Origin of the sequence: Rubneribacter badeniensis, assembly GCF_002899695.1 — a bacterium.
Classification (GTDB): Bacteria; Actinomycetota; Coriobacteriia; order Coriobacteriales; family Eggerthellaceae; genus Rubneribacter; species Rubneribacter badeniensis.
This window is the reverse complement of record NZ_PPEL01000063.1, coordinates 1-19,956: the sequence shown is the minus strand read 5'-3', so window position 1 is coordinate 19,956 and position 19,956 is coordinate 1. Positions and strand designations below refer to the sequence as shown.

Annotated in this window: 15 protein-coding genes; 13 read left to right on the top strand and 2 right to left on the bottom strand. The window is 65.9% G+C overall.

The annotated features are described in order from the left end of the window. The first annotated feature begins 369 nt into the window (after nt 1-369). From C2L80_RS09760 to C2L80_RS09750, 3 genes are all read left to right on the top strand, one after another. On the top strand, nt 370-648 hold the full coding sequence (locus C2L80_RS09760; RefSeq protein WP_087195542.1) for a hypothetical protein: 279 nt from the start codon (nt 370-372) through the stop codon (nt 646-648). A 104-nt stretch (nt 649-752) separates the two neighbouring features. After that, entirely contained in the window at nt 753-1,118 is a 366-nt protein-coding gene (locus tag C2L80_RS09755; protein ID WP_087195543.1) for a hypothetical protein, read from the top strand. A gap of 213 nt (nt 1,119-1,331) precedes the next feature. Next, nucleotides 1,332-2,213, top strand: a complete 882-nt coding sequence (locus C2L80_RS09750) for an energy-coupling factor transporter transmembrane component T family protein (RefSeq protein WP_239938883.1) — start codon at nt 1,332-1,334, stop codon at nt 2,211-2,213. 340 nt (nt 2,214-2,553) lie between these two features. Here C2L80_RS09750 and C2L80_RS09745 read toward each other — a convergent pair whose 3' ends face one another. After that, nucleotides 2,554-4,281 carry an FAD-dependent oxidoreductase gene (locus tag C2L80_RS09745; protein ID WP_087195545.1) on the bottom strand — a complete coding sequence of 576 codons (1,728 nt, stop codon included), beginning with the start codon at nt 4,279-4,281 and terminating at the stop codon, nt 2,554-2,556. A gap of 337 nt (nt 4,282-4,618) precedes the next feature. Here C2L80_RS09745 and C2L80_RS09740 point away from each other — a divergent pair, with 337 nt between their 5' ends. Together C2L80_RS09740 and eno are read left to right on the top strand one after the other, a co-directional pair. Beyond that, nucleotides 4,619-6,190 carry a helix-turn-helix transcriptional regulator gene (locus C2L80_RS09740; RefSeq protein WP_103263112.1) on the top strand — a complete coding sequence of 524 codons (1,572 nt, stop codon included), beginning with the start codon at nt 4,619-4,621 and terminating at the stop codon, nt 6,188-6,190. A 538-nt stretch (nt 6,191-6,728) separates the two neighbouring features. Then, nucleotides 6,729-8,021, top strand: coding sequence for a phosphopyruvate hydratase (gene eno, locus C2L80_RS09735; RefSeq protein ID WP_087195548.1), 1,293 nt, complete (start codon nt 6,729-6,731; stop codon nt 8,019-8,021). Between the two features lie 186 nt (nt 8,022-8,207). Here eno and C2L80_RS09730 read toward each other — a convergent pair whose 3' ends face one another. Next, nucleotides 8,208-8,783: a gamma carbonic anhydrase family protein gene (locus C2L80_RS09730; protein ID WP_087195549.1), complete on the bottom strand. Its 576-nt coding sequence runs from the start codon at nt 8,781-8,783 to the stop codon at nt 8,208-8,210. Nucleotides 8,784-9,126: 343 nt separating this feature from the next. Here C2L80_RS09730 and C2L80_RS09725 point away from each other — a divergent pair, with 343 nt between their 5' ends. From C2L80_RS09725 to C2L80_RS09690, 8 genes are all read left to right on the top strand, one after another. Beyond that, the gene (locus tag C2L80_RS09725; RefSeq protein WP_087195550.1) at nt 9,127-10,749 is read left to right on the top strand and encodes a PucR family transcriptional regulator; all 1,623 of its coding nucleotides are present in this window, start codon (nt 9,127-9,129) and stop codon (nt 10,747-10,749) included. A 172-nt stretch (nt 10,750-10,921) separates the two neighbouring features. Next, entirely contained in the window at nt 10,922-12,025 is a 1,104-nt protein-coding gene (gene atzD / locus C2L80_RS09720) for a cyanuric acid amidohydrolase (protein WP_087195551.1), read from the top strand. An 84-nt stretch (nt 12,026-12,109) separates the two neighbouring features. Next, nucleotides 12,110-13,366, top strand: coding sequence for a hypothetical protein (locus C2L80_RS09715; protein ID WP_087195552.1), 1,257 nt, complete (start codon nt 12,110-12,112; stop codon nt 13,364-13,366). Nucleotides 13,367-13,387: 21 nt separating this feature from the next. After that, a complete protein-coding gene (locus C2L80_RS09710) occupies nt 13,388-14,296 on the top strand; it encodes an oxamate carbamoyltransferase subunit AllH family protein (RefSeq protein WP_087195553.1) in 909 nt (302 codons plus the stop codon). Continuing rightward, nucleotides 14,296-15,837, top strand: a complete 1,542-nt coding sequence (gene fdrA / locus C2L80_RS09705) for an acyl-CoA synthetase FdrA (RefSeq protein ID WP_087195554.1) — start codon at nt 14,296-14,298, stop codon at nt 15,835-15,837. Before C2L80_RS09710 ends, fdrA begins: the two co-directional genes overlap by 1 nt. Before the next feature lie 18 nt (nt 15,838-15,855). Beyond that, nucleotides 15,856-17,265 (top strand): YlbE family protein, encoded by a 1,410-nt coding sequence (locus tag C2L80_RS09700; protein WP_087195555.1) that lies wholly within the window; start codon nt 15,856-15,858, stop codon nt 17,263-17,265. Between the two features lie 113 nt (nt 17,266-17,378). Beyond that, entirely contained in the window at nt 17,379-17,951 is a 573-nt protein-coding gene (locus C2L80_RS09695) for a YczE/YyaS/YitT family protein (protein ID WP_204600574.1), read from the top strand. Nucleotides 17,952-17,996: 45 nt separating this feature from the next. After that, nucleotides 17,997-19,283, top strand: coding sequence for a uracil-xanthine permease family protein (locus C2L80_RS09690; protein WP_087195557.1), 1,287 nt, complete (start codon nt 17,997-17,999; stop codon nt 19,281-19,283). Nucleotides 19,284-19,956: the final 673 nt, after the last annotated feature.

Here is a 19,956-nt window from a genome sequence, read left to right as displayed (position 1 = left end):
TAAGAGACAGGGGGGGGGCATTGCCTGAATGCTCGGATGCGGAGGCTGCGTGTGGATTGCGCGAGCGGATTGTTCCGCGTCGGGGCTGAGGATGCGACCGCAATCGCGTGATACGGCCTCTATCGGGGGAAGGCGCGTTTGGAACGCAAGGGTTCCGCTCTTCTTCTGTGGCAAAATCCAGCATTCGCCAGTTTGGACGAACTTCTTGGGGTACGCGTTGCCCGCTTCGATGCGCTGACGGCCTTCCGTGCGCGTCTCCGAGGCGTTTCGCAGCCGTAGGTGGCTGGTGGTCGCATGCGTTGGCGGGCGTCTTTAGAATGGGGTTCCGAACAACGGCGGGGCGCGAGCCGTCCCGGGAAAGGAGCCACCATGAGCAGGATCGACATACTGGAAGAAGACGTTGTGCTTGACGAACGAACGGGCGAGGCCGATCGGGCGCGCATGGCCGCCGATGATTTGCGGCGCATCGAGGAAGAGGTGAAGCAGGAGGCCGAGGCATCGGTGGAGGACTTCGACGAAGAGGGCGACGAGCGGCGTTCAGTGGAGGCCGCCGAAACCGCGTTCGACTTCGATCAGGCCGAAGGCCGGACGGAGAGGATCGCCGACGATGCCGAGGCCCGACGGGAAAACGGCAACACTCAATCGTAGCCGTTTCGTTGCCCCATGTCATCCGAAGGGCGCGGGCCCTTCTTTAGAATGGGACGCGGCGAACGAGAAGGCAACCTCGAATCGAATGCGAAAGGAGCACTGCGATGGCTGATCAGGCTTTCAAAACCGGTGACGCGTCCGTCGATATGAAAGCGGGTGCGAAGGACATGGCGCACGACGTGAAGAACAACGTCAAAGACGCGTATCACGAGGCCAAGGCCGGCATGAGCGAGCGCAAGGCCGAAACCGAAGCGGCCAAGCGCGAGCACGAGGAAGCTCAGCGCACGGGCGACGCGCAAGCCGCCATGCGTGCGCGGCAGCACGAGATGCGCGCGGATGAGAAAGGCGAGGGCATCCTGGGTTCGGTGAAGGAGTCTTTGGGCAAGGCGGGCGAGGCCATCAAGGAAGCCGCCATCGATGCGAAAGACAACGTGAAGCAAGGCGTCGACAACATGCGCGAAGGCCGTTAGCCCTCAAGCGGCCCTCCGGGGCTGTTTCAGGGCGGGCGCGCTTGGCAACGAGCGCGTCCGGCATCCTCCGAAAGCCCGCGGCGTACGGTCGCGGGCTTTTTCGTGCGCGAGTGCGGCAGAAGGCGGCTGGTGCGGCGGCATGCGATAGGCGGACCTTTCTCCGCACGTCGATCTCGCGTGATTGTCACCTCGCGAAGGGACGGGGCGCGGCAGATGTGGCATACTTCCTGCATGCGCATCGACGTCAGCTCCTACATACCCGGCTCCTCGCCTGTCCACGCATGCGATGCGCGTGTGAAGGTCGTGCTGCTCGCCGCCTACTCGGCGATGCTATTCTTCGTGCGTACGTGGACGGGCCTCGGCCTTGCGGCGCTCGCGTTCGTTGCGGTCGCGGCGGCATCGGGCATCGCCTGGCGGCGGTTCTTCGGGCTGCTTGCGCCCGTGTACGCGGTTGCGGCGCTCGCCGTGGCGTTCAACGGCTTCTCGCTTGACGTGTGGCAGGCGGTAGGGGGCGCGTCTGATGCGCCGGGAGGGTTGGGCGACGTGTCGGCGGGCGTGCTGGCAGACGTGCCTCCAGTGGTGCTGATCGGGTCGTTCGGCTTGGTGCCTGCGGGGTTCGCGCGCGGATGCTTCTTCGCCGCGCGCATCGTGCTCTTGGTGACGGCCAGCCTCGTGGTCACCTACACCACCACTTCCACCCAGCTCACCGACGCGCTTTGCGCGTTCATGCGCCCACTGCGGCGGTTACGCGTGCCGGTGGACGACGCGGCGATGGTGTTCTCGTTGGCCTTGCGGTTCATTCCCGTGACGGCAGAGGAGCTGGCGCGCGTGCGCGACGCCCAATGGGCGCGCGGCGCCGCGTTCTCCGAGGGAGGCTTGAGGGCGCGCCTGGGTGCGTGGCAAACCGTGTTCGTCCCCTTGTTCGTGGGCCTGTTCCGACGCGCCGATGCGTTGGCCGTGGCCATGGACGCGCGCTGCTACGGGACATCCGACGTGCCGCGCACGTCGCTGGCGCGCCGACGGCTGACGGCGGGCGACGTCTGTGTGCTGGTGGCGGGCTTGGCGGCATGTGCCGCGCTGGCCGCGTGGCTGTAGGGCGGGGAGCGAGGTGGTGTCGGGCACGAGAAAGCGCGAGGTGGCTGCAGAGCGCCGGGCGCGAGGCGCGGACGCGGTATGCGAACGGTCGCTGCGATCCGTTCTGGCGGTTTTAGGCTGTGCGGGATTGCGAGCTGAGGCGTGGCGGGCATGCTGCACGTCGTGCCGGTCGCGCGGCTTCGGTTTCGCCGATCGCGCTCCTTGACGCCTCTCTTCATGACGCGATGCCGCCTTTTTCGTTTTCGGATTGCCAGACAGGGCGAAGCCCGAACGCAGGGAGGGAGGGGCGTTCGGGCTTCGCGTTGCGCAGAACGGGCGTTTCGGGCCCGCAGGGAGAGGGCTATTCGGCGCCGGCGAGATGACGGCCGGTGACGTAGCCGAAGGTCAGGCACGTGCCGCCCAGGTTGTGGCCGGGGAAGTTCGTGGGATAGCAGTTGCAGTACATGTCGCCCACGGTGGAGCCGAGGCAGTACAGTCCTTCGATGACCTCGTCGTCTTCGTTCATCACCTGAAGCTTCTCGTTGCAGCGGATACCGCCGGTGGTGGTGAGGAACCATGGCGTGCACTTGATGCCGTAGAACGGGCCGTTCTTGACGGGCAGCAGCAGGTCGGCTCTCTTGCCGAACTCCTCATCGACGCCCGTTTCGCAGTAGCCGTTGTACGCCTCGATGGTCTTGAGCGTCTCGTCCGCGGGCAACCCGAGTTTCTCCACCAGCTCTTCCACGGTGTCGGCCTTGATCATCTTCACCTCGATGTCGCCCGAGCCGTTCATGTTGATGGTGCCGGGGCCGTCGACCACGGTTTGCCAGTAGGCTCGCACGTCGTCGGGCGTTTCAAACACCTTGGGGCCGTCCACGTAGCGGTGGTTCTGCCACTGCGGTTCGTTTGCGTAGTCGTTGTCCCAGATGGCGTACGCGCAGTGCCCCTTCTCGTGCATGAGCGCCAGGCCGCCGTGGGAGATGACGTTGTCCTCGTTGCCGTAGCGGCGGCCGTCCGTGTTCACCATGAGACCCTGGAACGCGCGCACCTGGCGGGTGATGGAGCGCCACTGGAAGCAGAAGATCATCGGAGCGGGGGTCTCGCTGCGGTCGATGGCCGCGCCGGCCCAGTAGGCCATCTGATGTCCGGTGCCGTTCCAGATCCCGCCGAACTCGGTCTGGTGCGCCGCCCAGGGGATGAGCTTCTCGAGCATCTCCTTGTTCTGCCCGAAGTCGCCCGTGGCGATGACCACGCCCTTCTTCCCGTTGAAGCGAACGTAGCCGTCTCCGCTCTTGGCGACGACGCCCACCACTTTGTCGCCGTCTTTCACGAGTTGCTTCGCCTCGGTCTCGTAGCGGATGTCCACGCCCTCCTTCTCGCAGTACAGCGCCATGTTGTCGCACACGTCCTGCTGCGGGTTGTCGTCGGGCCCCTTGCCGTTCGGGCCGTCGAGGAACTCGTGCGTGCCGGGGAACTCGCCGTTGATGTTCTCGGGGTCTTCGTACCAGTGCTCCATAACAGGGGTGAGGTCGTAGCCGCCCACGCTGCTGCCGACCGTCATGCGGTCGATGAGCCAGTCCATGGCCTCGCCCGAGCGGTTGAAGTGCAGCATCCACTTGCGACCGTCCACGCGGTAGGAGTGGTAGCCCATCATGCGCTTGTAGCGGCGGGCGATCTCCTCGATGGAGCACTCGTAGCCCTTCTCTTTCGTGAGCTTGGAGTTCATGGCGTAGATGGAGCCGCCGCGTCCGCTGACGTGGTCCATGCGCTCGAGCAGCGCCACCGAGGCGCCGTTCTCGGCGGCTGAGAGCGCGCAGCACAGGCCCGAGAAGCCGGCTCCGATCACGACGACATCGGCGTCCACCGTTTCGGCGATGTCGCTGTCGGGGATGGGGTCGGGCGCGATCTCGAACTCGTAGACGGTTGCGCCGTCGGCCTGGCCTTTCGAGGTGCTGTCCGCGCTCCCTTTCGGCTGTGCGGCGCATCCGGCGAGTGCGCCCGCGCCGGTGACGGCAGCCGTGGCCACGGCGCCGGTGGCGAGCGCTCCCTTCAAAAAGCTGCGGCGGTTCATGCTGGGGCTGTTCTTCATGGCGATCCCTTCCTCCTTTGATGTGCGTTGCGCGCGATGTTCGCGCGCGGAGCGTCGATGCTCCCCTGCGTGCTCTGCCTCTTCTCGCGTGCCGCGGCGTCTCGGGCGCCTTGGCCTTGGGCGCGATCCCACTGCGCCTGTGCGCCGGAGTTCGATGCCCGATGCCCGGCGATGCGGCTTGGAGAGGCAAGGCGATGGCCCCACCGTAGCATGGGGCGTGGGGGCGTTTCGTCGCCCGCCGCAGGGAAAACGCCGCATCGCGTGTTTTCACCCCGGAGGGTGAGGCCCGATGCGGCCAAGAGCGGTATCCTGAACGCAAGGAGGAAGGAGAAGGGATATGTCGAACGAGCATGTGCGCAACCTGTTCAACGCGGCGGAAGAGCGGCGAAGCGTGGCCTTCGGGGTGGGGAGATCCGCCGCGGGCCGCGGGTGCATCGCGCTTTCGTTCGCGTGCTACACGGCGTGGATGATGGCGTGCTGTTTGGGGCCTGCGGTTGCGGTGCCGGTGCCGCCGGGCTGCTTGCCGTTGGATGCGGGGGCGGCAGCGGGCTTGGGGTCGGCTGCGGCGGTGAGCGTGCCGGCTTGGGCGGGGCCGGTGCTTGCGATGGCCGTGTCGAGCGTCGTCATCGCCGCGCGGTTCAGGCGCACGCGTCGCGTGCCGAGCGGTTCGTCGCAGCTTGTGGCGCTGGCCTCTATCATGACGTTGGCGGCGGCGCTGCACCTGACATGGGCGCTCGATCGGTCGCTGCCGGAAGTGGCGGACGCCGTGCTGTACGGGGCCGCCAGCGCGCTGACGGGCATCGGGGCGGCGCTGTTTCGCGTGGAGATTGATCGGGCGTTCGGCTGGGTGGGCACGCAGCAGACGCTGTATCAGGGCATGTTGGGCGTCGTGGCGGGGACGGGTCTGGTGGCCTGTCTGGTTTTCCCGACGGGGGGGGGTGCTGAAAGCCTGGTGATCCTGCAGGCGGGTGCCGTGGCGCTGCCGTTTGCGGCAGCGGCGCTCTTGCGCAGGGTCGTTCGCGGGTTTCCCCGTCGTCGCTACTACCGTTACGGTGCCGACATGCCGCTGCCCTTTCCTGCCAAGTTCGTGGCGACGTCGGCGGTTCAGGGCGTTGCGGCCGGCGTGCTGCATGCGATCCTGTTCTTGCTCGGAGCGTCTTTCGCTGCGGTGCCAGCCCTGGTGATCGGTCAGCTGATCGCCGTGGGTCTGCTGTTCGCAACGCTCGTGTTCGTGCGGCTCGACTTCAATCGGTTCATCTACAAGGTGGCGTTTCCGTTCGCGGCTGTGGGATTCTTGCTGCTGGCCGCCGCTCCGCAGGTGCCTTGGGCGGGCGTTACGGTGTTGTTCGCCGGGTTCTGCTACCTCGATCTCGTGCTGTGGAGCCTGGGCGCGTGCCTCATGAAGAACATGGGATTGCCCGCCACATGGGTTGCCAGTTGCCCGGGCGCGGCGCTGTTCTTCGGCGTGCTGGCGGGCGGGGCGGTGACGTGCGTGGCGCTCGGCGGGCATCCTCGCGAGGACGCGGCGATGCTGGCCGGGTTCGTCGCATGCCTTTTGTTCGCGTGCGCGCTGTTCCTGTCGAGCGGCAGCAACTTGAAGCACGGATGGGGCACGGTGCTTCCCGGCGAGGGAGGTCTTGAGGCGGGCGACCTCGAAGGTGTCGTGCGGTTCATGGCGACTGAGCGTGCGGTGACCCAGCGCGAGACGGAGGTCATGCTGCTTTTGGCTCAGGGGAAGTCGCGCCGCGCCATCTGCGAGGCGCTCACCGTGTCGCCCGACACGGTGAAGACCCACGTGCGCGCTGTCTACCGCAAGCTTGACGTGCATTCCCAGCAGGAGCTTGTTGATCGTATCGTGGCGGAGCGCGAGCGGCTGGTGGACGACGCCGAGGAGGTTGCGCTGGGATAGGGGTGCGCGGCGATATGGAGGGAAGGCGGCCGTTGCGTCCTTCGCGAGCGACGGCTGGTCTGAAGCGATGGGGGCGCGGCGAGGGGACGCCGCCCATCCGAGAGCGATGCCTGTGGGTGCGTTCCGAACGCGTCGGCGATGCCGGAGCGGGATCCGCAAGAGCCAGGACGCAGGGGGGCGGCGCGTGCGAGGGCGAAGGTTGGAGTGCGGGGGAGGGTGCCGCGCGCGGCGCGCGGTGCGCTCGGGATGCGGGGTGGGGCGCGCGTTGTTTTGGCGTGTGGGCGGCGCGCGGTGCGGGCAAGGATCGGAGTGCGGGGCGCTGAGTGCGGCGCGCGGCGCTGCCCGCGGGTCGGGACGCAGGCTGCGAAGCCGCGGATTCGACGGCGCTCCCAGCGCTTCGCGCAAACGGCCGCTCATCGACAAAGGCTGGCGAACGGATGGAGGAACCTCTGCCGCACGCGCGACATGGTATGATGCAGAAAGGTGCATCCTCGTCGCGGATGCGGCGAGGCGGACGAAAACGTGCTAGGAGGCATGCATGAGCGTCATCATCGATGTGTTCGGTCGCGAGATCCTCGACTCGCGCGGCAATCCGACCGTGGAAGTGGAGGTTGTGCTGGAGGACGGCTCGTTCGGCCGCGCCGCCGTGCCGTCGGGCGCGTCGACGGGCGCGTTCGAGGCCGTGGAGCTGCGCGACTGCGACAAGGGCCGTTACTTGGGCAAGGGCACGCTCGATGCGGTGGCGCACGTGAACGAGGACATCGCCGAAGCGCTCATCGGCTTGGAGGCCGACGACCAGCGCACTGTCGACGACATCATGCTGGAGGTCGATGGCACCGACAACAAGGGCGCGCTTGGCGCGAACGCCATTCTGGGCGCGTCTTTGGCCTGCGCGAAGGCTGCCGCCGAATCGGCTGAGCTGCCGTTGTACAAGTACGTGGGCGGCGCGAACGCGCATCTTCTGCCCACGCCCATGATGAACATTTTGAACGGCGGCGTGCACGCCGACAACAACGTGGACTTCCAGGAGTTCATGATCATGCCCGTGGGTGCCGAGAGCTTCGCCGAGGCGCTGCGCTGGTGCGCGGAGATCTACCACACGCTGAAGAAGGTGCTGCACGACGCGGGCCTCGGCGGCGGCGTGGGCGACGAAGGCGGCTTCGCGCCGAACTTCACCACGAACGAGGAGCCGCTTGAGTACATCGTGCGCGCTTGCGAGGCCGCTGGCTACAAACCCGGCACGGACATCATGTTCGCGATGGATCCCGCTTCCACCGAGTTTTTCGATGCCGACAAGCAGCGCTATGTGCTGGCGGGCGAGGGCCGCGAGTTGACGAGCGCCGAGATGGTGGACTACTGGGCCGCGCTCGTGGAGAAGTACCCCATCATCAGCATCGAAGACGGCATGGCTGAGGAGGATTGGGACGGTTGGAAGGCGCTCACCGAGCGCATCGGCGACAAGGTGCAACTCGTGGGCGACGACCTGTTCGTCACGAACTCCAAGCGTCTGGCCAAGGGTATCGAGATGGGCTGCGCGAACGCCATCCTCATCAAGGTGAACCAGATCGGCAGCCTCACCGAGACGCTTGAGGCCATCGAAATGGCGAAGCAAGCCGGCTACGCCTGCGTCATGAGCCACCGTTCCGGCGAGACCGAGGACACCACCATCGCCGACCTGGCCGTGGCGTGCAACACCGGCCAGATCAAGACCGGCGCGCCCTGCCGCTCGGATCGCGTGGCGAAGTACAACCAGCTGCTTCGCATCGAGGAGGAGTTGGACACGGCCGCGCGCTACGCCGGCATGGACGCGTTCTACAACATCAAGCGCTAATCGCGCAGCGCGCGGTCGCCACATGGCGTGCTGCGCGCAGCGCTTCGGCTGCTATGGGCGGCGCGCGGTGTTCGCGTGCTGGCGATCGATGCGGCGGGTTCCCGTGCTGGGGCCCGCCGCGTTGCGTATGGGGAGGGCATTGCGCGCGGCCTGCGAATAGAAGAGCGCTTGAGGTCGCGTTCGCCCTCAAACCCGCTCGCTTGAAGCCCCGAGCTGTATGACGAGGTCGGGGTCGGGGTGGACGAGGACGCCTTCGCGCAGCATGGCGGCTCCCACTTCCACGTACTCGTCGGCGGCGTCCGCGCAGAGGCGCTCGACCTCCTCGTCGCCGAGCGTGCGCACGGCGCGCGCGGGCATGCCCATGATCATCGTGCGCGGTGGGAACTCCTTCCCCTCCGTGACGAGGGCTCCTGCCGCCACGACGCACTCCTCGCCGATCTTCGCGCCGTTCATGATGATCGCGCCCATGCCCACGAGCGTGTTGCGCCCGATCTCGCATCCGTGCACGATGGCGCCGTGGCCCACGGTGCAGCGGTCGCCGATGACAACGGGGCAGTCGGCTTCCACGTGCACGATGGCGTTCTCCTGGATGCTCGTCTGCTCGCCGATGACGACCGGCGCGTCGTCGCCGCGGATCTGCGCGCCGGCCAGCACGCACGATTCGCTGCCGATGCGCACGTCTCCCACGATGCCGGCGGCGGGGGAGATGCGTGCGTTCGGGTGGATGCGCACGCGGTGGTACAAGGTTGGTTCGCTGCTCATGGCCGTGTCCTTTCGCCTGGTTTCCCCTCCATTATACGAAGATGCGCGCCCGAACGCTTACCCAGATGCGAAAGACCGTGGGATTGCCCGAACGGGAGGGATCGCAGACGCTTGCGAAACGACGCGAAGGCGAAGACTAAGGTGCGTCGGCTCGTTCGCATGATCGGTTGGCGGGGGGGGGGGTGCTTTGCGAGCCTTTATCGCAGCAGGGAGGTTTTGTCATTGTCGATAGACAATAAAAATCTTTTGAATACTTGTCACCTTGACATCCTTGCCGACAGGGTACGATGGAAGGGGCTCGCTGTCGGCAGGGGTGAAAAACTCGTGGTCGGAGGGTGATTTTATGCTCAAAACAGTCAGGGATATACTCGATTTGGACAGCTTTGAGGGGGCCAAGGCGGTGGCGGGCTTCGAGGGCCTTTCCCGCACGGTCACCGGAGCGTCGCTCATGGAGGTTCCGGATGTCTTTCCCTATCTGGAGCACGGCACGCTGCTTTTGACCACGCTGTTCCCCATCGCCAACGACGATTCGCGCATGCGGGATTTCGTCGCGCGCTTGAACGAGTGCGGCGTGGCGGGGGTGTGCATCAAGCCGCGACGCTATGTCGAAGAGATCCCCGCGCATATCCTTGAGCAAGCCGACGAGTTGGGATTGCCGGTGCTCGAGTTGCCGCCCGACGCGAATCTGTCCAGGATGGCGAACAGGGTGCTCTCGTTGCAGCTCAACGAGTACATCGTACAGCTGCAGTTTCGCAACCACGTTCACAACGCGCTCGCAGAGCTTTTGCTGAACGATTCCGACGTGGAGGGGCTTGTCGGTCGTTTGGGGGAGCTCATCAGCCGCGACGTGTGCCTGCTGGACAGGGATCTGAACGCGGTGTGCGCCGCCTCGCCTTCCGGCGCGCTCTGCGATTCCGACGACCTGGCGGCGCTCGTCGACAGCGCCGAGGTGGTGCGGCGCAAGCGCAAGCTGCTGCTCGATCACAGCCTGTACCCCATCGTGGCGGGCAAGCACCGTTTCGGCTATATCTACGTGCCGGACTATCCGGGCGATCGGGATGCGCGCGTCAACCTGGACATCGCGGTGGAGCAGTCTGCCATCCTGTTCGCGGCCCTGTTCCTGAAGACCGATGCCGTGCTCAAGAACCAGAAGAGCTTTCGGGACGTGTTCATCCGCGATCTTTTGCAGGGCAAGGTGAAGTCTCCCATCGAAATCGAGAACAAGATGCGGGCGTTCAGCATGTCTTTGGGATTTCCCCAGCCGGTGGTGTGCCTCAAGGTGTTCACGGAAGACGAGACGGTGCGCAAGGAGTTCTACGACAACGTGATCAGCGCAGGATTGCTCGACGAATGGTACGGTCGGGCAGACGGGCGCGTGTCGGACAGCGTGTACGTCGTGTACTTCAACGATGCGCTGGTGGTGCTCGGCGGCGTGTCGAGCGTGGAGGGGAACGACGCGCTGTTCAACGACATGATGGCCGACCTTTTGCGGCTCGCGCGCGGCAAGGGGACGAGGATCGGCGTGGGCATCTCGGACGCATGCGAGCGCGTGAGGGCCCTCGACGTGGCCTATGCGCAGGCGATGAGCATGCTCAAGACGGGCAGTGCGCTCAGCAGGTCGTCGTTCGTCGACGCCTATGCTCGGCATCGGATGTTCCCGCTGATCGAAAGCGTGCAAGACGCCGATGCGCTGCAGCGGTTCGTGCGGGAGAAGATCGGGGCGCTCATCGACTACGACCGCGAGAACGACGCGGACCTCATGGAGACGCTTGGGCATCTGATAGAGGGTGATCTCAATTACAAACGGGTGGCGGAGCGTTCGTTCGTCCATTACAACACGGTGCGCTATCGTGCGAGCAAAATCGAGCAGATGGGGGTGAGCCTCAAGCCGGGACGCGACTTCGCGGAGGTCGTAGTGGCGTACGACTGCTGGGTATGGCTTCGCGCGCTGTCCGACAACAAGTGAGGACGGCAGGAAGTCGGACGTTTCGCACGGTGGTTCGAAGAGACAACGAAACGGACGCTTTTTATTGATGCGTAACAATGACAGGCACGAGCCGTCTCCATACAATGAGCACATCGGGACAGAAGCGTTGGCCAACGGATCGTCCAGTCATCTCACATCAGGAGGATGCCGTATGAGAAAGATCGATGTTCGCAAGATCGAAATGTCCGGCCCCGACGACACACGCGTTCTGAAAGCCCTTATCGACGAGGGCGCCGTCGATCCGAAAACCATCATCGCCGTGCTCGGTAAGACCGAGGGCAACGGCTGCGTGAACGACTTCACGCGCGGCTTGGCCACGTTGGCGTTCAAGCGCCTCATCGCTGCCGAAACTGGCTGGTCGGAGGACGAGGTGTCCCGGAAGGTGGCCTTCGTCATGTCCGGCGGCACCGAGGGCGTGCTGGCTCCCCACGCGCTCGTGTTCTGCAGCATCGAGGCCGAAGGCGAGCCGAGCGCCGAAAAGACGCTCGCTGCCAGCTCGGGCTTCACCCGCGACTTTTTGCCCGAGGAACAGGGCACCATGGCCGTGGTGGAGGAGTGCCGCCGCGTGACGCTTGAGCTTATGGAGAAGGCCGGCATCGCCGATCCGGCAGACGTCCACTTCGTGCAGATCAAATGCCCGCTGCTCACATCCGAGCGCATCTTGGACGCGCAGGAGCGCGGGTGCGAGGTCGTGGTGCACGACACGTACGAGTCCATGGGCTACAACCGCGGCGCTTCCGCGCTGGGCGTGGCGCTTGCGCTCGGCGAGATCCCTGAGGGATCCGTGAGCGACGAGGTCATATGCTCCGATTGGTCGCTCTACTCCAAGGTGGCGTCCACTTCTGCCGGGGTCGAGCTCTTGAACTGCGAGATCATCCTCATGGGCAACTCGACCGCTTTCGACAGCGACTTCGCCATCGGCCACAGCGTCATGAAGGACGCCATCGACATCGAGGCCGTCATCGAGGCCATCGAGAACGCCGGCATGAAGGTGGACGGCCTTCCCACGACCGAGCAGAAGGCCCGGATCGTCAACGCGCTGGCCAAGGCCGAAGCCGATTCCACCGGCTACGTGCGCGCCCGTCGCAACACTATGCACACCGATTCCGACATCAACCACACGCGCCATGCGCGCGCTGCCGTGGGCGGTGTGATCTCCGCCGCGGTGGGCGATCCGATGGTGTACGTGTCCGGCGGCGCGGAGCATCAAGGGCCCGACGGGGGTGGCCCGGTCGCCGTCATCGTAAGGCGCTAGGCGCCAGGTTCTTCGGGGCGGCGCGACGCCGCCCCGACCGTAGGCGCGTCGCGCCGTAATCCCATACTGTGAGAGGGTGAGGAAATGGAACTCGTTTTGAGTCTGATTCCCCTTGTCGTCATTATCGCGCTCTTGGTGCTGAAGAAGCACATGCTGTTCGCGGGGTTGGTGGGCGGCATCGTGGCCATGATCATCGGGGGTATCGCCGTTGGGGGCATGGGCGATGCCGTGACCGAGGGCCTGGGGACCATGTTCGGCAACGTCGCCCCCATCATGTACGCCGCCGCAGCGGCGATGGCCGGCAAGGCGGGGTGCTTCAAGTCGCTCGTCGATCTGTGCGAGAAGCTGCTGAAGGGCAAGTTCGCCGTGCTGGCCGCCGTGTTGGTGATCGTGCAGGCGTGCGCCACGTACATGGCCGGCCTGTCGGCGGGCAACACGATGGTCATAGCCCCGCTCGTGTTCGCGGCCATCGGGGCGGTCCCCGAGGTGATCGCGGCTATGGCCATCGCGGGTGCCGTGTGCTTCATCACGTCGCCGGCCGGCGCCCAAGGCGTCGTGACGGCCGAGAACATCGGCATCGAGGTGACGGAGTTCGCCAACATCATGATGCCGTTCACCATCGTCTTGGTGCTGCTGGCCGCCGCGCTGGCTTTCTGGGGCGTGCATCGTCGCGGCTCGATGGCCGTGCAAGCCGCCTCCTCCGAGAAAGCCGACGAGGAGCAGTTGACCAACGGCAAGCTGTTCGTCCGCTCCATTCCCGTTATCGTGCTTCTGCTGATGGTGGTGCTGGGCGGCTGGATCAACGGCCTAGTGGGCTCGCACATCGTCGTTCCCGCCGTGACCGTGGCCGTGGTGTGCATCCTCATCGTCGTGTGCACGCCGCTCGACATCGAGGGCACCTGCGCCGCGCTCATCGATGGCTCGCAGTTCATCCTGACCACCATGTTCTCGGTTGGTTTGTTCCTCGGATTTATCAACCTCATGGAGCAGATCGGCACGTTCTCCAACATCGCGTCGCTCACCGGGGGCGTGCCCACGTTCATCATGCTGCCCGTGGCCATGGTCATCGGCTTCTTGATCGCCATTCCGTCGGGTGCGTACTGCGCGGGCGTGCTCACGCTCATCCTGCCCACGATGTCGCTCATGGGCTTCTCTCCCGTGGCCATGGGGCTGATCGCCTTGGCGACCGGCCTGGGCACGCAGATCAGCCCTGTTCAGATCAACGTGGTGGCGCTTTCCAACGGCTTCGACAAGAGTATCATGGACATCGTGAAGACCAACATGAAGTACATGATCGGCATGCTGGCGCTGCTGATCGTGGTGTCGTTCTTCTTCGCGTAGGAGCGGACGGAAGGCGATGCCGTGGAAACGCTGTGCGCAAAGGTGTGCGACAGCCGTTTCGAGGCTGCTATCCGTGCCCGGATGACCCTTCGCGTGCTGCAGGTGTTCGACCATGCGGTGAACCTGGAGGGCGGTGGACAGCTGTGGACGGTGGTGGCGCGGCCGGGGTTCGCGGCACCGTTCACGGCCTCCGTCGCGACGCGGCGCTCGTTCGCGGATGCCCGCATCCGTCCCGGGGGCGCGGCGGGGTGGCGGGAAGGTCGGTTGGCGCTTTCCTCGGACGTGCGCATCGACTTCTCGTCCTGCCGCACGGTTCCGACGGCGGGCGAGGAGATGGCGTGGGATGTCGCCGCCGTCCGTTGCGGGCTTACGGCCTTCGACGAGGCGTTGGTGGCATCCGGCGAGGCGCGCGGTTGCCTTCTTGGGTATCGGCGGCGCTGGCTGGGCGAGACGTGCGCGCTCGACGTCATGTCGTCGTTCGTTTGGCGGCGGGCTGACGACCTGATGCGGGCTGCGTTCGCCGGAGAGGGCGTCGAGGCTGCGGCGCGCCGGCTCGTGGGCGCCGGACAGGGGCTGACGCCCGCGGGCGATGACTTCATCGCGGGCGTGCTGTGCGTGCTGGGAGGCGTGGGCGGCCCCGACGCTCGGCGTGTGCGGCAGGCGGTGGCCGACGGCGTGGGCGCGTCCGGCGTGCTGGACGCCACGACGCGGGTGAGCCGCCATATGCTCGCCTGCGAGCTCGCCGGTCAGGCTGCCTCCACGCACCTGCGGTTTCGGCGGGCCCTGCTGCGCGATACGCGCGATGTGGGATCGGCGCTGTCCGAGTTGTTGTCGGTGGGGCACACCTCGGGGGCCGATTTCGCCGCAGGTGCCGCCGACGTGCTGAGAAGGCTTGTACTGTTGACTGACGTTTCGGGAAGGAGACGTTGATGCACCAGGTTACGGTGGTTCGAAGGAATTCGTACTTCGATTCGGTGACGCTCATGTCCATCGGAAGCGAGATCAAGGGCCGCGAGGGGGTGGAGGAGGCCGTGGTGTCCATGGCCACCGAACTGAACAAGGAGATCCTTCAGAACGTGGGACTTGCGACCGAGGAGACGGACGCGGCCGGCCCCAACGACTTCGTTGTCGCCGTGCGCGCCGCATCGAAGGAGGCGTGCGATGCGGCCGTGGAAGCCGTGGACGAGCGTTTGACCCGCAAAGACAAGGGCACCGGTGAGCGCGAGGTGGTGTGCCGGACGGTGCGCCAAGCTGCCGCGGAGGGCTTCGGGGACGTGGCCGTGCTGTCGGTGCCGGGTCGCTACGCTGCGCGCGAGGCGATGCTGGCGATGCGCCAGGGGCTGCATGTGATGATGTTCAGCGACAACGTGAGCATCGAGGACGAGCGGCGCTTGAAGGAGTATGCGGCTGCGCACGGGCTGCTCATGATGGGTCCGGATTGCGGCACCGCGGCCATCAACGGCGTGGGGCTGTGCTTCGCCAACAAGGTGCGCCCCGGCCGCATCGGGCTGGTGGCGGCGTCCGGCACCGGGTTGCAGGAGGTCATGGTGCAGATCGACCGCATGGGCGGCGGCGTGTCCCAGGCCATCGGCACGGGCGGGCGCGACCTGAAAGAGGCCGTCGGCGGCATCATGATGCTCGAGGGCGTCAAGGCGCTCGAGGCCGATGCGGGCACCGACGTCATCGTGTTGGTGTCGAAGCCTCCTGCGGAGTCGGTGAGCGCGAAGATCCTCGACCTTTTGGAAACGCTGGGCAAGCCGGTGGTGGTGTGCTTTTTGGAAGGCGACACGAGCATTGCGGTGCCGAACCACGTTCATGTGCGTGACAACCTCTTCGATGCCGCCGTGGCCGCCGTGGCGCTTTCGCGTGGCGAAACGGTGCCCGAGGCGGGCTCGACCGAGCTCAACGAGACGATGCGGGTCGCAGCCGCCGAGGCCCATGCCAAGCTGCGCGCCGGCCAGAGGAACCTGCGCGCGTTTTTCTGCGGAGGCACCCTGTGCGCCGAGGCCGTGTTCTTGCTGCGCAACCGGCTGGACGCGCTGCGCAGCAACGTGTCGCATCGTCCGGGCGAGGAGATGGGCGGTTCGGAGGCGCGCGTGGGAAACGTGCTTCTGGATATGGGCGACGACGAGTTCACCAACGGCCGTCCGCATCCCATGATCGAGCCGGCGCTGCGCAACGACATCATCGCGGAGCAGGGGTCCGACCCGACGGTGGGCGTGGTGCTGCTCGACTTCGAACTGGGCTTCGGCTCGCACGACGACCCGGTCGGCCAGACGCTTCCCGCCATCCGCGCCGCCCGCGCGGCGGCCGCCGAGGAGGGCCGCGAGCTTGCGTTCGTGGGGTACGTGTGCGCGACGGAGGGCGACAAGCAGGGGCTTGCTGCGCAGACCGCCCTTCTTGAGCAGGAGGGCGTCATCGTGGCGCGCAGCAATCGTGAGGCGGCCTTGCTGGCCGCGAGCATCCTGTAGAGAGGAAGGGCGGATCGCATGAGCATCAACGACCTGTTCGGCAAAGATCTCGGCTTCGTCAACATCGGCGCACCGAATTTCATGGAGGATCTGGCGCTTCAGGGGCAGAGGGTCACGCAGCTGGTCTGGCAGCCGCCCACCATGGCCCCGGCGCTTCTGGAAGCGCTCGACGCGCTTGCGGCCAACGAGGAGGTGCGCGCGGCCAACGAGGAGGCGGCAAGCCGCATCATGGCGGCCCAGACGCGCCTGGTTGGTCTGGCGCCGGCGCGCGAAGTGGTTCCCGGCATGACCGAGAACACCATCCTGCACGCGGGCCCGCCCATCGCTTGGGAGGACATGTGCGGCACCATGCAGGGTGCCGTTGTGGGCGCGCTTTTGTACGAGGGACGCGCTGCCGACGAGCGGCAGGCGCGCGAGCTGGCCGCATCGGGCGAGATAGAGTTCTCGCCCTGCCACGAGCATGGCGCGGTGGGGCCCATGGCGGGCATCGTGTCGCCCTCCATGCCCGTGCACATCGTGGAGAATCAGACCCACGGCACCATGGCGTACTGCACGGTGAACGAGGGCCTGGGCAAGGTGCTGCGCTTCGGCGCGTTCGACGAGAGCGTGATCGAGCGCCTTACCTGGATCGAGCGGGAGTTCGCTCCGGCCATGGACAAGGCCGTGCGCGCATTGGGCGGCATCGACACCAAGACCATCATCGCCCAGGCGGTGCAGATGGGCGACGAGTGCCACAACCGCAACAAGGCCGCCACGAGCCTGCTGTTCAAGGAGGTGGCGCCCGCGCTGCTCGAATGCGGCGTGCCGCTCGATACGGCCAAGCGCGTTATGCGCTTCATCTCTGCCAACGAGCACTACTTCCTGAACCTGTCCATGCCCTCGTGCAAATGCGCGCTCGACGCGGCGTCGGGCATCCCGAACTCGACGGTGCTCACGGCCATGTCGCGCAACGGCGTGGAGTTCGGCATTCGCGTGAGCGGGCTGGGCGAGCAGTGGTTCACCGGCCCGGCCAACTTGGTGGACGGGCTGCTGTTCCCCGGGTTCTCTCCCGAGGATGCCAATCCCGATCTGGGCGACAGCGCCATCACGGAGACGATGGGCATCGGCGGCTTCGCCATGGGGGCGTCGCCGGCCATCGTGCAGTTCGTGGGCGGTTCGGTGGCCGATGCCATGCGCTACACCGAAAGCATGCGCGAGATCACCGTCGCCGAGAACGCGGGCTTCTCGCTGCCCCCGATGAACTTCCGCGGCACGGCCACGGGCGTCGACTTGGTGAAAGTGCTCGAGAGCGGCGTGCTGCCGGTCATCAACACGGGCATCGCGCACAAGGTGCCGGGCATCGGCCAGGTGGGCGCGGGCATCGTGAACCCGCCCGTCGAGTGCTTTGAACGGGCGCTCGAAGCGTTCGCGGGCACGCGCGCGAGCTGACGGCGGTGCTTGGCGAGCGAGAGCATACGGACGGGAGGACGCGGAGGGGTCTGCCGAGGATCGCCCGCGTTGCCCGTATGGACGGGCCGCGACCGGCTTGGCGTCTCGCGCTTGTGGCGACGGGGTCGGCGGTGTCGGCGTACGGCATCACGTTGGCCATCGGGGCGGGGTTCGGCGGCGGGACGCTCGCCGTGCTGTGGCAGGGCGTCGCGCGCACGTTCGGCCTGACGCTGGGCCAGGCGTCGTTTGCGGTGGCGGCGCTCATGATCGCGTTTTCGCTGGCCTACGACAGACGTCAGATCTGCTTGGGCACGGTGCTGTACCAGGTGGTGTACGGCTTGCTCGTGGACGCGTTCTCGGGCGTTCACGGATACACCGGGCGTCCGGTTGCCGATGCGGCGCTCATGATGGCGGGCATCGTGCTGTTCGCTGTGGGCACCGGGCTGTACGCGGCCACCGACACCGGTCGCGGATCCTACGAGGCCGTCACGTTCTCCCTGTCCGAGAAGAACGGTTGGCCCGCGGGACGCGTGCGCGTGGCGTCGGATGCCGCAGTGGTGGCGCTCGGCGTTCTTCTGGGTGGGGAGCTCGGCTTGTGCACGGCGTGCATGATGCTGGCGAGCGGCCCTGTCATCCAGTGGTCGGCGGGGCTGACGCGAAGGCGGCTTTTGGGTTGCAAGGACTGATGCCGAAGCTCGCTTCGGCGCGATCGAGAAGGAGGCGATTGCGACATGGTTGGTGCGAGAAAGCGGTTCACGATAGGCGTGGACGACCGGGTGGCTCCTCCGCAGGCGGCGCTGCTCGGCGTTCAGCATTTCCTCTCCATGTTCGGCGGGACGGTGCTCGTGCCCTACCTTACGGGCATGTCGGCGTCGTTGGCCATCATGTGCTCGGGCGTGGGGACCATCCTTTATCTGCTGGTCACGCGTGGGAAGATTCCCAGCTACCTGGGGTCGTCGTTCGCCTACATCACGCCCATCGCCATCGTGGCGGCCAGCGGCGGCATCGGGGCGGCGTGCGGGGGCATCGTCGCAGCGGGCATCGTGTACATGGGCGTGGCGGGGTTGGTCAAGCTGGTGGGAACGGGGTGGATCGATCGGTTTTTGCCCACGGTGGTGGTGGCGCCGGTGGTCATCGTCATCGGGCTGGGTCTGGCCTCCGACGCGGTGGAGATGTCGTTTTTCAACGGCGGGTACGATTCCGGCGGTGGATTCGTGGCCAGCGGCGCGGTGGTGGCGTTCATCTCGCTGGCGGTGATCGTGGCCACGTCGTGTTTGCCGGGGATGTGGGCGGCCTTTCCCGTGCTCATCGGCATCGTGGTGGGTTACGTCGCTGCCGTGTGCTTCGGATTGGTGGATTTCGCGCCGGTGATCGAGGCGCCGTGGGTGGGGCTTCCCAGCCTCGTCTTTCCCACGTTCGAGTTGAGCGCGATGGTGCTCATAGCTCCCGTGGCGCTGGTGGCCATCGTGGAGCATATCGGGCATCTTTTGGTGGTGGGCCAGGTGGTGGGGAAGAATTACAACGGCATGCTGTCCCGGTCGCTTTTGGGCGACGGTCTGGCCACCACGGTCGCGGGCCTTGTGGGCGGGGCGCCGGCCACCACGTACGCGCAGAACATCGGCGTGATGAGCGTGACGCGCGTGTACTCGACGCAGGTGTTCTGGTACGCGGGCGCGTTCGCGCTCATCGTGGGCGGCTTCTGCCCCAAGCTGGAGGCGCTGGTCAACTCCGTTCCCTCGTGCGTCATGGGAGGCGTGTCCTTGGTGCTGTTCGGCTTGATCGCCACGAACGGCATGAGCATGCTCACGCCCGACAAGGTGGACTTCTCGGATTCGCGCGATCTGATGATCGTGGCGTCGGTGCTGGTGCTGGGGATTGGGATGGAATGCGCGGGCATCGTCATCCCGCTGGGCGACTACTCCATTCCCGGCATGGCGGCCTGCGCCATCCTGGGCGTCGTTTTGAACCTCGCCCTACCGCGCTCCCAGGAGAGTTCGCCGCAAGAGCCAACCGAATAGGTATGCGGAGGATGAGGCCTTTGGCCTCTTGAAGGCCGGGGCCTCATGGGCCCATGCAGAGCGAGGAAGCGCCTCGCGCCGCCGGGCGGCATCATGCGCTGCGGAGAGCAGTTGTCGGCGCATGCGTTCGCAAAGACAGCGCTGCGCGCCGTTTGCGGCCAACCTTGCAGGGGCGGTTGGCTCTTCTCCGAGCAGGTGCGGCCCGGGCGGCCCCCGCCGAGCCGTCCGCATATGATCGAATCGCTGGCGCGTGCGTTCGATGCATTCCGAATATCGACAAAATGCCTCTTAGCGGTTTTCCGACAGCAACATGTTTGTAGAAAGCGATGGGCGCCCTGGGAGGCGGTGGTGTTTGAGTGGAAGATGCACCAGCATCTTCGCGCCTGGAGAAACGTCAAAGATCAAAAGGTCAAAAAGCCCCGGCGCTTTAGCCAAACGGTAATGGATTTGAGAATTTTCTATCATATTTTACCGTTAGCTCAACCCTCTGCTGGCAGCAGGCTATGAACGGTAACAGATTCCATATTTTTTGACGATATATTACCGTTTTGGGGGTGCGGACGTTTTTCCGGACGGCCTAGGCGGCCAGCCCCAGCCGCCTCCTGCGGCCGGCTATCGTATCGTACACCTTGCGCCCTCCCTCGTCGAACGCCTTCAGCCTCCCCTCCCGGTA

Coding starts and splice junctions, on each gene's coding strand:
- C2L80_RS09760 (WP_087195542.1), top strand. CDS start 370: ATGAGCAGGATCGACATACTGGAAGAAGACGTTGTGCTTGACGAACGA.
- C2L80_RS09755 (WP_087195543.1), top strand. CDS start 753: ATGGCTGATCAGGCTTTCAAAACCGGTGACGCGTCCGTCGATATGAAA.
- C2L80_RS09750 (WP_239938883.1), top strand. CDS start 1,332: ATGTGGCATACTTCCTGCATGCGCATCGACGTCAGCTCCTACATACCC.
- C2L80_RS09745 (WP_087195545.1), bottom strand. CDS start 4,281: ATGAAGAACAGCCCCAGCATGAACCGCCGCAGCTTTTTGAAGGGAGCG.
- C2L80_RS09740 (WP_103263112.1), top strand. CDS start 4,619: ATGTCGAACGAGCATGTGCGCAACCTGTTCAACGCGGCGGAAGAGCGG.
- eno (WP_087195548.1), top strand. CDS start 6,729: ATGAGCGTCATCATCGATGTGTTCGGTCGCGAGATCCTCGACTCGCGC.
- C2L80_RS09730 (WP_087195549.1), bottom strand. CDS start 8,783: ATGAGCAGCGAACCAACCTTGTACCACCGCGTGCGCATCCACCCGAAC.
- C2L80_RS09725 (WP_087195550.1), top strand. CDS start 9,127: ATGCTCAAAACAGTCAGGGATATACTCGATTTGGACAGCTTTGAGGGG.
- atzD (WP_087195551.1), top strand. CDS start 10,922: ATGAGAAAGATCGATGTTCGCAAGATCGAAATGTCCGGCCCCGACGAC.
- C2L80_RS09715 (WP_087195552.1), top strand. CDS start 12,110: ATGGAACTCGTTTTGAGTCTGATTCCCCTTGTCGTCATTATCGCGCTC.
- fdrA (WP_087195554.1), top strand. CDS start 14,296: ATGCACCAGGTTACGGTGGTTCGAAGGAATTCGTACTTCGATTCGGTG.
- C2L80_RS09700 (WP_087195555.1), top strand. CDS start 15,856: ATGAGCATCAACGACCTGTTCGGCAAAGATCTCGGCTTCGTCAACATC.
- C2L80_RS09690 (WP_087195557.1), top strand. CDS start 17,997: ATGGTTGGTGCGAGAAAGCGGTTCACGATAGGCGTGGACGACCGGGTG.